Raw genomic sequence first — 13,762 nt, forward strand, 5'->3', positions numbered from 1 at the left:
CCGTGTACCTGATTCCATACCGGATGTGCTTGAGACCATTGCACAGCGATATATCGGGGATAATCCTAAGCATTCGTTTCTATTCCGCGCCTTTCATAGAGAGGGGTTTAAGAGACTTTCAGATTATAGATATGAGATGGATCTCTGCGAACGTCTGCCAGAAGCGACTACCGGGAGTTATGCTTATGTATGGGGGAAGCTGTGGAGTGAACAACCGCAAGATACGAAACTGAATATGAGTTTAAGCTGCTATAGTCCGGTGAAAATTTATGTGAACGGAGCCTTATTCTTTACTTCGGATCTGCATCAAGAACTATTCCCAGAAAGACGTACTGCTCTGCAAATTCCCGTGCAATACGGTTGGAATGATGTCATTCTTCAGTTTGTGAAGACCGATGTTGGCTTTGGCGGTGTCTTTGGTACGGGTTCGTTTAAGAACTTTCCTCTTCATTTTATTGTTCCAAGTCATGACCGGGACGGAATGGAAGGATGGCTGCATTCAGAAGCATTTCATGAGCCTCCAGCAGAGCTGCCTCGTCAAGGAATGAGTGAAGAAGAAACAGGGCTTACCTGGTATCCTCGGCAGTATTGGACTGAACTCGAGGACCATTCCGGAGTATTTGCAAGGCTCTATGGAACAGAACAGCAAGCGGAAGCGTACGCCTGGACAACAGTTGCTGTAAATAAGCCGGGAAGCACCCCTCTCTTATTGAAAGGCAGACACGACGGACCGATTACGGTCTACCTAGATGGAGCGATAATCTATGAATCAAAGGCACCTGAAGGGGAATTGAGACTGCAGATCCAGCGTAATTTCGGTATCCATCACTTAATTATCAAGGGCACCTGTCTTGATTCTACGGTTTCCAGGTGGGGATTTCATCTCGAGGAGATCGAACAGGAGAGTGGGGCTGCATTAATCTCACCTTATCCAGTAGCGGGTAGTTGCGATCCTTACTTATACCTAGGACCTTTTGAACCGGGAACAAATTGGGCTCCTGCACAGATTCAGGAAGTACACCGAGTATTTGATGATGGCAAACAAGGCGTATATTATCAACTGGATCAGCCGGGAACGACGATCCGGCCTTATCTTGAAAACACACATTATGGTAAATGGAATTATCCTTTAGGGGTCACATTACTCGGCCTTTTGCATACGGGAACGGAGCTCGGAAGAAAAGATTTTATTCGCTACGGTGTAGATCATATTTCACTCAGTACTACCTTTGATCAGTATGGGTTATGGGACAAGGCAACGTATGGAGCGGCTGGGATTAACAATCAGCTGTCAGCCATCGATAGTTTGGATGACTGCGGTTCTTTTGGAGCGACGATGATGGCTGCGATGGATCTGCAGGAGATTCCTTATGGAAGAGAGACAGCGGACCGTATTGCTGCTTATATCACGGAAGAGCAGGAACGTTTGGAAGATGGGGCTTTCTTTCGCCAAAGAGGCAGTGGAGAGATGCGCCAGGAGACTATGTGGTGCGATGATTTATACATGAGCACTCCTTTTCTCTCCCGTTATGCACGGCTTACCGGAGATTCATCGTATCTAGAGGATGCGGTACAACAATTTTTGCTATTCCGTAAATATCTCTATATCCCGAAACTACAAGTGATGTCTCATGTATATGATTTTGTTAGAGGCAGTGCAACGGGAATCCCATGGGGACGAGGAAATGGGTGGGTGCTTTTCTCACTTACTGAACTTCTGGATATCCTTCCTGAGAATCATGCCAAGCGCTCCGAGCTGATGTCTTTCTACAGGAATTTGTGCCAAGGTTATCTTCGTCTGCAAGGAGAAAATGGTCTATGGCATCAAGTACTAAACCGTCCTGATAGTTATGAAGAAAGCTCTTGCACGTCCATGTTTATTTATGCTTATGCCAAAGGGATTCGCAGCGGCTGGTTAACCGATCCTGCTCCGTATATTGATGCGGTATTCCAAGGATGGAGAGGGCTGACTCGTGTCGCAATTGATGCGAAAGGCAATATTTACGGTGTCTGCCGCGGATCAGGATATTCCTTTACTGCGGCCTATTATAAAGATGATTTAGGATGGAAACTGAATGATACACATGGAATTGGAATTGTGCTTCTCGCAGGTGTAGAAACGCTACGTTTACAAAATGAGCTTGAAAAAACAGAAGCAGCCGAAGCCGCAGCGGTTTCACCACGTTCTTCTTAATTGCGAATCTGAAGATTCGTTCATACGATAACAAAAGGGTAAGAGGCTCATATGGAGTCTCTTACCCTTATTGTATATGTGCAAGGTAGCTAGAAGAGTTCAAGCTGCTCGGGTTCTTCTTCCTGTCTTTGTTTCACGATATCGGAAGCGAGAGGCCGGGGTGACATGCCTAATAAGGTCATCAGCTGTTTTGCATTAGCAGCGGCATCTCCGCCGGAGTTGTTGTTAAAAACGATACAGATTTCTTTGCTCTGACGAGATAACTCCTGAAGTTTTAGCTTCCAATCGGCAAGTTCTTCTTCATTGTAGCGGTAAAGATACCTCACTTCTCTCCAGTTAGGAGCCCCGCTTTGATGCCAGCCAGCAGCATTTCTACCATGAAACCGAATGATGGACAGATCATCGTCTGTGGCGGATAGGATGGTAGGTACAGAACCTTGTCCCGCGTCCGGTTCATCGCAGATGCTGTGAATCCAGCCTTCACGCCGCATGAAGGCAAGTGTTTTTGCCTGCATGTCTCCTTCAAACCAGCTTCGATGACGAAATTCCAGTGCACAAGGAATCCCTTGCATGCGTTCTTTGATTTCACGCAGGGTGGTTACGTTGTCCCGATTACAATCAAACCAAGGTGGAAACTGAAATAATACAGCTTTCAATTTGCCGCATTCGATCATCGGATTAAGAGATTCAATAAACGCAGCATACATACTTTCTGTGTCTGTAAAGTAGGGTTTGCCGCGAAGATGGCCGGTCATCCCTTGATACGCTTTGACAATAAATGAAAAGTGTTCAGGTGTATCCTCCGTCCACTTCGCCATGCGCTCTGTCGGCTGAACAGCATAGAAGCTGCTGTCTACTTCGACAATGGGAAAGTGGGCACTGTATTCGGCTAGTTTATCTTTCGATTTCGTGCCGGGTAGGTACAGATCATCATGGTCGCCCCAGCCCGTCAGACCAACATGGATCATTAAGATGTACCTCCTTGCCTGATTTTTCTGGTAAACTTTCTTTGTCCGCACATTATATAGTAAGTTTTATGGGGGTTCAAATGAGACAACCCTTATCATTTTAAATACGACTATACTATCGGTTTGAAACAGACGGGAATCATGATGTTTATTTTATGTCGGTTAGAGAAGAGAGAGGATACACATGAAACTGCCTGAATGGACTTTCCACGAGGACGAACAAATAACACAGGTTAAGATCTCTATGCCCTACCCGTTACGATGGGTGAACAGTTATCTTTGGAGAGGGGAAAAGGGTGTTGTCATTGTGGATCCTGGCCCACGTAGTAATCAGACGGAAGAGGAATGGCGTGTAGTCTGGAATGAACTATCAATTGCACCGCAGGAGGTCACAGATATTGTCCTGACTCATCATCACCCAGATCATTACGGATTAGCCGGCTGGATGCAGGAACAGACAGGAGCAAGCGTATGGATGTCTCAAAGGGCACATCAGGAAGCTGAGTTTATGTGGGGGAGTAAGGCGGAGATTAATCACGTTCTGCCTATATATTTTCGCAGCCATGGTATGACAGAGACATGGGCGGAGCAGCTGCTTCCTCACCTGGAAAGTTTCGACCCTCAGGTTAGCCCATCACCCTTGGTTCAATATGTAGAAGAGGGGGCTTTTAAAGTGGGAGGACGAACGTTTCAGGTCATTGAAACTTCCGGGCATGCCCCTGGGCATTTATCATTCTACGAGGCAGACCGGGAGCTAATTCTATGCGGAGATGCGGTTCTGCCGCAAATTTCACCGAATATAAGCTTGCTGCCTGGCAGTGATCCAGAGCCGCTGCTACATTTTATTCAAGGATTAGAACAGCTGGAAGCACTCTCTGTGCGCAAAGCTTTTCCAGGTCACCGGCATCTGATGAAATCTTTCCACGAGCGTGTAAGTTCGCTGAAGGTCCATCACGAAGAACGGCTGAATCAGATCGAGAAAATGATTGGTGAACAGCCGCATACTGCATTTGAAGTTTGCACGGCTCTATTTGGAGAGAAATTCGGAATTCATCAAATGCGTTTTGCCATGGCAGAGACGCTAGCTCATCTACAAGAGCTTGTTCGTCAGGGAAGAGCTGATCTCACTCCGATCGCACAGCAGGGAAGTAAGCATCCGCTGTATGTTTATGTAATCAAAACGAAGGACAACCCTTGACTAGATGATAGGGTTGTCCTTTTTTCTTATCCATCTGGTGCAGTAATATACGGCTGTTTATTTTTCGATTTCCATGATCTCTTCCATATCATCTCTAACCGGATACCCGCCGAGTTCTTCTTCCCGCTCAGCCTGTTTACGATGGGCAATCCGGCTGCTGGCTGAAGCAGCGACAGCACCTACAATATCGTCAAGGAACGTGTGAATATGACCATCGTTTTTGTCGTTTAATTTCTCTAAGATTCCCGGTTTTAATTTATCAATGTACCCGTAATTGGTAAATCCAATACTGCCATATACGTTCACAATGGAAAAAGCGAGAACCTCATCTACTCCGTAAAGGCCTTCATCATGTTTGATCATATCCTGCAGCGGCGAGATGAGTTTGCCTTCTTCTGCAAGGATATCCAGCTGGATTCCTGTAATTACGGCATTTTGTACTTCGCGTTTCTTAAGCACTTGCTTCACATTATGAATGCACTCTTCCATGGTGAGCTCAGGATAGTATTTTGATTGTAGCAGCATGACGAGTTCCGCAATCTCTTCTACTTTCACACCACGTTTCTCTAGCCATTCATTCGTTGCTTCGGCTACTTTTCGGCTGTTCAAGCTATAAGGCATGTTGTCCAGTGTCATTTATCTTCACTCCTTTGTCAAAGCACAGTTTATCCCGTTTCTTTAAAATTTAGTTATTTTTTAACCAAGAGCTCGTATACATAGTAGTACAATCTGTACAAAATTGTTAGGAGGACATCGATATGAGTCGTTTCCAACGCAAGGTTAAAATGATATCTGCAGCGGGTCTGATTACGGTTCCTGTGTTACTTACAGGATGCGGTATATTTCCATCACAAACTTCTCAGCCTATTGACGAGCCGCCTTCCATCATTGAATCTGCGATGATCAAGGCAGCCGAGGGAAAAGGAGGCGCTCTTCAAACGGCGCAAGCTACTATTTATTTGAAAGATCAGAATGGTCTACTTGCTCCGGTTACGATGTCACTTCCTACTCTTGGAGATTTAACCTTTGCTGAATCAGAACTCGCCGCACTCGTAACGGGAGGAGCTTACTCAGGGTATTTGCCGGAAGGATTTACAGGTGTGCTCCCACAAGGAACAGAAATTAAGGATGTAAGTATTGATACAGAGAACAAGCTGGCTGTTGTTGAATTCAACTCCAAATTTACGGAGTATAAGCCGGAAGAAGAGCGTCAGATTCTTGAAGCACTCACCTGGACACTGACCGGAAATCCAGATGTGCAGAATATACAGCTGTGGGTAGATGGGAAAAAACTAAACGAAATGCCAGTAAACGGTACACCGGTTGCACAGTCGTTAACAAGAGGGATGGGTATCAATCTTGATCTTGGCAGTTCGCTGTCTACGAACTCAAGTCCTGTTACCGTATATTTTACCGACTCGACGCCGGACGGAGTGGAGTACTATGTCCCTGTGACGAGGTTAATAGAGCCGAGTAATGATCGCCTCAAATCAGCCTTGACTGAACTCATTAAAGGACCAGGCAGTGGTGAACTGGATATGGTGCTGACTGCAGGCACACTTCTAGAATCGGTCGTAACTGGAGAAGATGGTATCGTTACGGTAGCTCTGCAGGATGATATTTTTGCTGAAGGAGTGACTGTTCCTACCTCACTCTTACAATCGGTTGTAATGACGGTAGCGGATAACTCAGGTAATCCGGATATCAAAGTGAAAATCACACTAAATGATCAGAAGACAGTAATGGGGGAAGATGAGCAGAATTATGGTGAACCGGTCACAAAACCGGAGTATATTAATGAAATTCCAATTTAATGAATAATTCTTAACCTGTAAAGGTGCTTTTGATGGACCATTTTGGTAGAATAAAAAAGACTATTACAGGACGCTTAAGACGTAGGAGGCAGTAAAAGATGAGATCTAACGGACGCACCAGTGAACAGCTAAGGCCGATCAAGATAACCGCAGGTACCAATAAATTCGCAGAAGGTTCCGTATTTATTGAGGTGGGGGACACCAAAGTCATTTGTACTGCAACTGTCGATGAGAAAGTACCTCACTTCATGAAGGGACAAGGCAAAGGCTGGGTGACAGCTGAATATTCCATGCTTCCTCGGGCAACCCAAACCCGGAATCAACGTGAGGCAGCTCGCGGCAAATTAACGGGTCGTACCATGGAAATACAGCGACTCATTGGACGCGCTTTGCGGTCCGTGGTTGATTTGCAAGCACTTGGTGAGCGCACAATTACCCTGGATTGCGATGTGATTCAGGCGGATGGAGGAACACGTACCACTTCCATTACCGGTGCCTTTGTTGCGATGGCTATTGCGATTGACAAAATTGCTCAGCAGCATCGTTTGCCTGTATTCCCGATCACTGATTATCTTGCTTCGGTGAGTGTTGGTGTAGTAGGACAGGAAGCTGTGCTTGATCTAAACTATGAAGAAGATTCCAAAGCGAAAGTCGATATGAATATCGTGATGACAGGCAGCGGTGAATTTGTAGAGCTACAAGGAACGGGCGAAGAGCGACCATTCAGCCGTAAGGAATTGGACGAATTACTCAGCCTTGGAGAACTCGGTGTGCTTGAGATGATTAAGCTACAGAAAGAAACACTAGGTCCGATCGCACTGAAGATCGGTTCACGCGGAATTGGGGAGGCTTGATTCTTCCATGTTTCAGCTTGATAGCCCCATTGTTATTGTAGCTACGAAAAATAAAGGGAAAGTTCGTGAATTCTCCCATGCATTTGCTGCACTTGGTATAGAAGTAAAGAGCATGTATGACTATCCGGACCTGCCTGATGTGGTGGAAGACGGTGAGACGTTTGCTGCTAATGCATTTAAGAAAGCAAAAGCCGTAGGCGATGCGCTGCATCTTCCTGTACTCGCTGACGATTCTGGCTTATGTGTAGATCGTTTGGACGGAGCTCCAGGCGTCTACTCTGCGAGATATGCCGGTGAAGGTGCGACCGATGCGGACAATAATGAGAAGCTGCTAAGTACACTCGGCTCTCTTCAGCTTGGTGAAGATACAGAACAGCCTCTCCTTAGTCCCGCCCGGTTTGTGTGTGCTTTAGTGCTATACGATCCTTCAACGGGAAATAAGGTGGAGTCTTTCGGTTCAGTAGAAGGGTTTATTACATCCGAAGGTGCTGGACAAGGTGGCTTTGGATATGATCCGCTCTTTTATTTACCGGAGTACGATAAAACGATGGCTGAACTTAGCATGGATGAGAAGCAAGCCATTAGTCATCGGGGAGCTGCGCTGCGCGAACTGATGACGAAGTTAAAGGCTTAGTAGACTTGTAAGTTAACAAATACCGTCCTAGGATCATAATCGAGGAAGAGAAAGAAGACCTGCCGGTGGCAGGTCTTCTTTTATAATATACTACTACGTTTCCTATCAACGGATCGCCACTTTATAAGTCTTAAGCCAGAAGTTAACTTGCGTAAGATAGGCGAATAACTGAGGACCGGACATCAGTTGGCCAAACCACGGCAAGTTCGTAGACGCGTCTTTGGAAGCGGCGAGCTCTTTAATTTTCTTCACATCTATTAGCGGTAATATCGGTGAACTAGGATCGTCCAGCACATCTAGCATTTGCTGGCGTACTGCCTCCAAGTAGTTGGGATTATGGGTTTTGGGATACGGGCTTTTTTTACGATAGAGCACATCATCCGGCAGAATGCCTTCCAGTGCTTTACGCAGAATGCCTTTCTCCCGATCCCCGGTGATCTTAATTTCCCAAGGAACATTAAACACATATTCAACCAGACGATGATCGCAGTAAGGAACGCGTACTTCAAGACCAACACCCATACTCATCCGGTCTTTCCGATCGAGCAGCGTTGGCATGAAGCGGGTAATATTCAGATAAGACATAACACGCATTTGCGCTGCTTTGCCACTTTCTCCGGTTAAGAGCGGCGTTTCTGCAACAGCATCTGAATAGCGATCATTTAAATATTCAAGCGGACGAATCCACTCAGCAATATCAGCAGATAAGAGACTTGCTCTCATTTTGGGTGCAACTGCCCAGGGGAAGGTCCCGGAATTCAGCATGTCTTCACGATGGAACCATGGATAGCCGCCAAATACTTCGTCTGCCGCTTCACCGGAAATCGCAACCGTTGCTTTTTTCTTGATTTCCCGGCAAAACAAATAAAGCGAGGAATCGACATCGGTCATCCCCGGCAAATCTCTGGATATCGTGGCTGCATTTAGTGCACCGACTACTTCATCTGTATCAAATTCTATAAAATGATGCTTGGTTTTTAGTTCTTCAACCATTCGCTGAATAAAAGGAGCATCTGAATTAGGCTGGAAAGCATGGGCTTTGAAATGTTTGTCATTATCTACGTAATCGACCGAGAATGTATCAATGTTGCCTTGACCTTTTCTTTTATAGTAATTAACGGCAAGTGCTGACAGTGCGCTTGAATCAAGGCCACCGGATAACAAAGAGCCGAGCGGTACATCGGAAGCAAGCTGACGCTCCAGCGTATCTATAAGCAGGCGTCTTACTTCAGCTGCTGTTGCCTCTACATCATCTTCATGCGGCTTGCTTTCGAGCTTCCAGTAAGCGTAAGTACGTAGACCGTTTCTAGTGAACAGAGCGGCATGACCTGCCCGAAGTTCTTTCATGGAGGAATATACACCATGACCTGGTGTTCTGGCAGGACCGATAATAAAAATTTCTGCAAGTCCTTCAGGTCCAACTACCGCTTCCACAGCAGGGTGCAGCAACAGGGCTTTTGGTTCGGAACCAAATACGAGTGTATCTCCTTGATGACTATAAAAAAGTGGTTTTACGCCTAAACGATCCCTTGCCATAAAAATATGTTCACGTCCGCTGTCCCATATAACAAAAGCAAATATACCATTAAACCGGTCTACACATCCGGGTCCCCACTCCACATAACTTGCCAAAAGTACCTCTGTATCACAAGTGGTCTTGAATCGATGTCCACGCTGTTCCAATTCTTTTTTTAGCTCCGGTGCATTATAAAGCTCTCCGTTGTATACAAGGGTATACTGTTTGTCGCTGTGGTTCATAATCATTGGCTGGGCACCGTTCTCAGGGTCCATGACGCTCAGTCTTCGATGTCCAAAGGCGCACGGTCCAGAGATCCATGTTCCTCCAGCATCAGGTCCTCGATTCGACATACTTTCCGTCATGCGAACAAGGAGTTCGGAGTCCTGCGTGAGATCATGATTCCACTGTATAAATCCAGTAATTCCGCACATGAGAGTTCATCCTTTCTGGTCGTTTCTTCCACAGAAGTTTGTCTTTAGGGAGTGGAGAGCGGTCCTACCTTACATTTCTATTCTCACAGTAAAACAAATATATGCCGAATTCAGGCATAAAATGTCTGTCCGCATCCGAAACTATAAATGAGAAAACTATGCATGAGGAGCGATGAACATTGCAAAAGAGCCTGTATTTCGTGTCGGTAGGGGGACGATCCGTTCTGGCTGACCAAAGAGCTGCTTCATACGAGTGGATCATTCAAGCAACACCTGAACAGGCAGAGAACCTGCAAGGGTTGCTAAGTTTAATGCAAGAAAAAGAGGAAGAGGCCTTTCCCGGATATGTTTTTCCATGGCCCGATACAGAAGAAGCCTCCGTCAATGTGTTATATGAGGAAGCACTTCAAAATGTGTATAACGAAATTTATCGGTTAGGAACGAAAGACACGCGAAGCCATTTGTCGCAATATGGCATCGTACGAGATTACGTTAATAGACAAGACTTTCATTAACGGAAGGAGAAGGGGAATATGTATGTCATTCAGGATGCGAGAATAACAAAAGAACTGGAGCTAGATGGTCTATCTTGCGTAGAAGTTGCCGTAGAACCTGCAAGGGTGGGTGATCCCTCCTTACTGTTATACATAACAGGCAGTGCAGACGGATCGCTGGAACTCCACAGAATCATAAGAAACCATCACGATCTTACACTGGACTGGTATAACAATAATGAGAATACTGCTTTTGAGGATGCGACGGAAATTGCTTTTGAGAATCGAGTTGATGTTTTGGCAGAGCAAGAAAAAACGGAATTCATGCAGTCTTTGCTAAGTCATGGATCTTTAAATCAGGATTTACGGAATCGACTTTTCAGCCAGAAATGATGCAAACATTTTTGATTATGAAATGCGACAACTACACATAATACTCCTGTAACCCGGGGAGGTGAACTGAAAAGTGACTTCAAAGTACAAGAAAAGTAAGGTGAACCATTATAAGGTTAATAATGAGTTTGCTGAGGAAGTACTTGCGAAGAACAACCAACATGAAGTACATCGTAACCCGATGCGTTTCGGGAACAAATAACCCGGGCTGCAACTGACGCCTCCACTCTTTCTTTAGGAAAGGGTGGAGGCTGTCTACTTAGAAAAGCGATATACTTACAGTTCGTATACAGAAAGAAGCCGGATAAGAAGGATTTATCGATTAGGATGGTTTTGCATTCCCCAGCTCGGGTAAAAGTTTACAAGATAAAGTATTGTTCTCATAGACAAAGCAGTATACCGTTGTAGTAAATTAATATTGTTATATATTTTGCACTAGGAACAGAAGGTGATGATGATGAGAAGAGACAAACGTAGTAGAGATGAAGACCTGCAAGCCCTGACTTTAAGCATCGAAGAAGCTATAAAAACGGGGCGCATTAATGAGATGATTCATGAGCTAGAAGAATGGGAACCTTACGATCTCGCTGTTATTTATGAAGAGATAAATGAGGCCTATCGTCCGCAGTTTATGAATGCTCTTGAGATTGAGACTTTAACAGGGATGTTGAGTGAACTTTCTCCTATGGTTGAAGTAAGTGCACTGTACATACTTAGTAAGGAAAAGGCAGCACAGGTTCTAAATCGGATGGATAACGATGATCTTGCCGATTTGTTGGGCGAGATTCCTGAAGAGATGAAAGAATATATGCTCTCTATTATGGAAGTGACGGAGAGAGAGACGGTTCGTGAACTCATGAACTTTGGTCCAGAGACGGCTGGGGGGATCATGACCAACCGTTACGTATGGTTTTATGCTAAATATACGGTTCGTGAAGCCGTTGAAAAAGTAAAACATTTTGCCGATCTAACGAATGATATACAGGATCTATACGTGCTAAATGAAGAGAAAGAATTAATTGGTCTGACCACATACCGTGATTTGGTACTAGCTCAGGCTACGGATCTCATTGAGAACTTGATGCGTGAGAATGTAGTAAAGGTAACCGCAGATATGGACCAAGAGGAAGTAGCTCATTTATTTGAGCAGTATGACCTTGTGTCTCTGCCGGTTGAAGACGCAAATGGGAAATTGATCGGGGTAGTTACTTTTGATGATGTCCTGGACGTACTGCGGGCAGAAGCAAATGAAGACATTAACAAATTGTCGGCTACCGACAAAACGATTGATTTTCATACGCATCCACTGACCGCTGCCAAGCGCCGTCTGCCTTGGCTCATTATGTTGCTGTTTCTCGGTTTGTTATCGGGTAGTATCATCAGTATATTTGAAGGCACGCTTAGTAAGGTTGTAGCTCTAACCTTCTTTATGCCAATGATCGCAGGTATGACAGGAAATACGGGAACACAGTCTCTAGCCGTGGTTATTCGTGGACTTAGCCCTCAAACGAAAATGAATGGGAAGACCATTACCCGCCTGTTGAGACGAGAATTACTCGTAGGGATTATTATTGGTGTGGTATGCGGAATCAGTGTTGCGCTTGTTGCTGGTTTCTGGCAGATGAGTTTTGCACTCGGGGCAGTGATTGGATTTTCGCTCCTTCTGACGATTATTATTGGTACGATGGCAGGAACCATCATTCCTATTATTTTGTACAAACTGAAAATAGACCCTGCCGTAGCTTCCGGTCCGCTGATCACTACACTGAATGACTTATTCTCGTTATCTGTTTATTTTGGCACCGCTACTATATTTATTTCCTATTTAACATGATTGAACTAACGGAAGGTATTACGAAATTAATTGGATTGAATACTAAAAAGCAGTTGTTCCCATAGGATGTACTCTATTGTTAAATACAAATAACAATGGGAGGTACACTTCTCAGGAATCAACTGCTTTCTAAATTACAGCAAGGGATTAAACATCATCACGGAGCACCTTAATACCTTGAAAGATATTATAGATAAAAACAGCTATATAAATAATGAAGAAAAGGTTTACGTAGCCGATAATAGAAGTTGTATGGTTCGCATTAAACATGAAGATTAACAGTGGAATCAGCGCAAGAAAAGGAAACACATGCGAGAAAAATGCTTTTTTGGCATGCCCTCTAACATAGTTATCTTGTGCTACAATCCATACAATGAGTGGAAGCAAAAATGGGGCGAAAAAAATGCTGAAATAACTAAGAGATGACAGTAGTTGTCGCATAAGCTACGAACGCTCCTTTGTTGTTTTGTTATATTTACATCATATTACCCTGGCACGCCCAGGATGATACCTAAAAAAATACTTTGACAAATAGTCATTTTGCGATATAATAAGTATCGCACGTGAAAATTAACTACATAATTTGTCTCAGTAGCTCAGCAGGATAGAGCAACGGCCTTCTAAGCCGTCGGTCGGGGGTTCGAATCCCTCCTGGGACGTACAGAGAAAAGGCATCCCTTTGGATGTCTTTTTTGTTTTTGTTGCTTTTATAGATGGCTTAATCTAATCTGAGTAATGTATTATCGGTTATGAAGATAAGAAATCGAATTGGAATATAACGATTTAATGTGGAATTTAACAGTCAGACATACGTTATAAAGGAGAGATAGGCTATGAAAAAATGTGCTGTGTGGATGCCCTTCGTAGCTTTCTTAGTGGTATTGCTAAATTATTTCGGTCTAGATGACTACAATATTTTGCTTATGGGTGTTAGCCCTGTTGCTTGGTTCAGTGAATTTGTACCAAACAAGAATCTTACACATATTTCTTCTTTTATTATTTACATCGTTGCTGTTGTTTTCTGGTTTTTGATCGGTATGTTATTGGATCGTTCCATTATTGGTTTGAAGAAGAAATCAGCTCAGTAGACCAGAAGCTTATTACATATAATCCCATACAAAAAAGAGAGACGTCCAGATGGATGTCTCTCTTTTTTCTTTTTGTTATTAATAAAATTCTAGGAGAGGAGATCTCACCTTGCCGGCCAAAAGCGAAGGGAAGATGTCGGAAAAAACTCCGACACCCTTTGTAGTAGTTCTCAACCCCAGAACATAAAAAAGGCATCCTATAAAGGCAATGTCATTTAGTTAAGGCACATGCTAAAAGAGCAGGTTATCGAAAAGATAACCTGCTCTTTTTTTGCGAACAAACGAGAAATAAGACTTGACAAGCAGGCTGAAATGTGTGGCGAAGCCCCTTGAAACGAGGG

At 44.3% G+C, this 13,762-nt stretch carries 14 protein-coding genes and 1 tRNA gene; 11 read left to right on the top strand and 4 right to left on the bottom strand.

Annotation, left to right across the window (positions count from 1 at the left end):
- Positions 1-136: 136 nt before the first annotated feature.
- Positions 137-2,194: a glycoside hydrolase family 88/105 protein gene (locus ACWPWY_RS23370; protein ID WP_454193868.1), complete on the top strand. Its 2,058-nt coding sequence runs from the start codon at positions 137-139 to the stop codon at positions 2,192-2,194.
- A gap of 89 nt (positions 2,195-2,283) precedes the next feature.
- Here ACWPWY_RS23370 and ACWPWY_RS23375 read toward each other — a convergent pair whose 3' ends face one another.
- Positions 2,284-3,162 (bottom strand): DUF72 domain-containing protein, encoded by an 879-nt coding sequence (locus ACWPWY_RS23375; RefSeq protein WP_454193869.1) that lies wholly within the window; start codon positions 3,160-3,162, stop codon positions 2,284-2,286.
- A gap of 184 nt (positions 3,163-3,346) precedes the next feature.
- Between ACWPWY_RS23375 and ACWPWY_RS23380 the strand changes: the two genes are divergently transcribed.
- A complete protein-coding gene (locus ACWPWY_RS23380; protein ID WP_454193870.1) occupies positions 3,347-4,360 on the top strand; it encodes an MBL fold metallo-hydrolase in 1,014 nt (337 codons plus the stop codon).
- Between the two features lie 57 nt (positions 4,361-4,417).
- Here ACWPWY_RS23380 and ACWPWY_RS23385 read toward each other — a convergent pair whose 3' ends face one another.
- Positions 4,418-4,996, bottom strand: a complete 579-nt coding sequence (locus tag ACWPWY_RS23385; RefSeq protein WP_160036321.1) for a phosphatidylglycerophosphatase A family protein — start codon at positions 4,994-4,996, stop codon at positions 4,418-4,420.
- A gap of 122 nt (positions 4,997-5,118) precedes the next feature.
- Between ACWPWY_RS23385 and ACWPWY_RS23390 the strand changes: the two genes are divergently transcribed.
- The 3 genes from ACWPWY_RS23390 (at position 5,119) to ACWPWY_RS23400 (ending at position 7,662) form a co-directional block, all read left to right on the top strand.
- Positions 5,119-6,174, top strand: a complete 1,056-nt coding sequence (locus ACWPWY_RS23390) for a GerMN domain-containing protein (protein ID WP_454193871.1) — start codon at positions 5,119-5,121, stop codon at positions 6,172-6,174.
- Between the two features lie 98 nt (positions 6,175-6,272).
- Positions 6,273-7,028 carry a ribonuclease PH gene (gene rph, locus ACWPWY_RS23395; RefSeq protein WP_454193872.1) on the top strand — a complete coding sequence of 252 codons (756 nt, stop codon included), beginning with the start codon at positions 6,273-6,275 and terminating at the stop codon, positions 7,026-7,028.
- Positions 7,029-7,035: 7 nt separating this feature from the next.
- Positions 7,036-7,662, top strand: coding sequence for an XTP/dITP diphosphatase (locus ACWPWY_RS23400; RefSeq protein WP_454193873.1), 627 nt, complete (start codon positions 7,036-7,038; stop codon positions 7,660-7,662).
- 105 nt (positions 7,663-7,767) lie between these two features.
- Here ACWPWY_RS23400 and asnB read toward each other — a convergent pair whose 3' ends face one another.
- Entirely contained in the window at positions 7,768-9,612 is a 1,845-nt protein-coding gene (asnB, locus tag ACWPWY_RS23405) for an asparagine synthase (glutamine-hydrolyzing) (protein WP_454193874.1), read from the bottom strand.
- A gap of 179 nt (positions 9,613-9,791) precedes the next feature.
- Between asnB and ACWPWY_RS23410 the strand changes: the two genes are divergently transcribed.
- The 4 genes from ACWPWY_RS23410 (at position 9,792) to mgtE (ending at position 12,333) form a co-directional block, all read left to right on the top strand.
- Complete coding sequence (locus ACWPWY_RS23410; RefSeq protein ID WP_454193875.1) at positions 9,792-10,127, top strand: hypothetical protein; 336 nt, start codon at positions 9,792-9,794, stop codon at positions 10,125-10,127.
- A gap of 18 nt (positions 10,128-10,145) precedes the next feature.
- Positions 10,146-10,499, top strand: coding sequence for a hypothetical protein (locus ACWPWY_RS23415; protein WP_454193876.1), 354 nt, complete (start codon positions 10,146-10,148; stop codon positions 10,497-10,499).
- A 73-nt stretch (positions 10,500-10,572) separates the two neighbouring features.
- On the top strand, positions 10,573-10,701 hold the full coding sequence (locus tag ACWPWY_RS23420) for a hypothetical protein (RefSeq protein WP_454193877.1): 129 nt from the start codon (positions 10,573-10,575) through the stop codon (positions 10,699-10,701).
- Positions 10,702-10,950: 249 nt separating this feature from the next.
- Positions 10,951-12,333: a magnesium transporter gene (mgtE, locus tag ACWPWY_RS23425; RefSeq protein ID WP_454193878.1), complete on the top strand. Its 1,383-nt coding sequence runs from the start codon at positions 10,951-10,953 to the stop codon at positions 12,331-12,333.
- Between the two features lie 147 nt (positions 12,334-12,480).
- On the opposite strand, the gene ACWPWY_RS23430 is transcribed toward mgtE, so the two are convergent.
- Positions 12,481-12,774: a DUF4870 domain-containing protein gene (locus tag ACWPWY_RS23430; RefSeq protein WP_454193879.1), complete on the bottom strand. Its 294-nt coding sequence runs from the start codon at positions 12,772-12,774 to the stop codon at positions 12,481-12,483.
- A gap of 144 nt (positions 12,775-12,918) precedes the next feature.
- Between ACWPWY_RS23430 and ACWPWY_RS23435 the strand changes: the two genes are divergently transcribed.
- Together ACWPWY_RS23435 and ACWPWY_RS23440 are read left to right on the top strand one after the other, a co-directional pair.
- Positions 12,919-12,992: transfer RNA gene (locus tag ACWPWY_RS23435), tRNA-Arg, on the top strand.
- 174 nt (positions 12,993-13,166) lie between these two features.
- Positions 13,167-13,421, top strand: coding sequence for a hypothetical protein (locus ACWPWY_RS23440; RefSeq protein ID WP_454193880.1), 255 nt, complete (start codon positions 13,167-13,169; stop codon positions 13,419-13,421).
- Positions 13,422-13,762 lie beyond the last annotated feature (341 nt).

This window comes from Paenibacillus sp. Marseille-Q7038, assembly GCF_965111595.1.

Coding starts and splice junctions, on each gene's coding strand:
- ACWPWY_RS23400 (WP_454193873.1), top strand. CDS start 7,036: ATGTTTCAGCTTGATAGCCCCATTGTTATTGTAGCTACGAAAAATAAA.
- ACWPWY_RS23385 (WP_160036321.1), bottom strand. CDS start 4,996: ATGACACTGGACAACATGCCTTATAGCTTGAACAGCCGAAAAGTAGCC.
- mgtE (WP_454193878.1), top strand. CDS start 10,951: ATGATGATGAGAAGAGACAAACGTAGTAGAGATGAAGACCTGCAAGCC.
- ACWPWY_RS23440 (WP_454193880.1), top strand. CDS start 13,167: ATGAAAAAATGTGCTGTGTGGATGCCCTTCGTAGCTTTCTTAGTGGTA.
- ACWPWY_RS23380 (WP_454193870.1), top strand. CDS start 3,347: ATGAAACTGCCTGAATGGACTTTCCACGAGGACGAACAAATAACACAG.
- rph (WP_454193872.1), top strand. CDS start 6,273: ATGAGATCTAACGGACGCACCAGTGAACAGCTAAGGCCGATCAAGATA.
- ACWPWY_RS23375 (WP_454193869.1), bottom strand. CDS start 3,162: ATGATCCATGTTGGTCTGACGGGCTGGGGCGACCATGATGATCTGTAC.
- ACWPWY_RS23390 (WP_454193871.1), top strand. CDS start 5,119: ATGAGTCGTTTCCAACGCAAGGTTAAAATGATATCTGCAGCGGGTCTG.
- ACWPWY_RS23415 (WP_454193876.1), top strand. CDS start 10,146: ATGTATGTCATTCAGGATGCGAGAATAACAAAAGAACTGGAGCTAGAT.
- asnB (WP_454193874.1), bottom strand. CDS start 9,612: ATGTGCGGAATTACTGGATTTATACAGTGGAATCATGATCTCACGCAG.
- ACWPWY_RS23430 (WP_454193879.1), bottom strand. CDS start 12,774: ATGCGACAACTACTGTCATCTCTTAGTTATTTCAGCATTTTTTTCGCC.
- ACWPWY_RS23370 (WP_454193868.1), top strand. CDS start 137: ATGGATCTCTGCGAACGTCTGCCAGAAGCGACTACCGGGAGTTATGCT.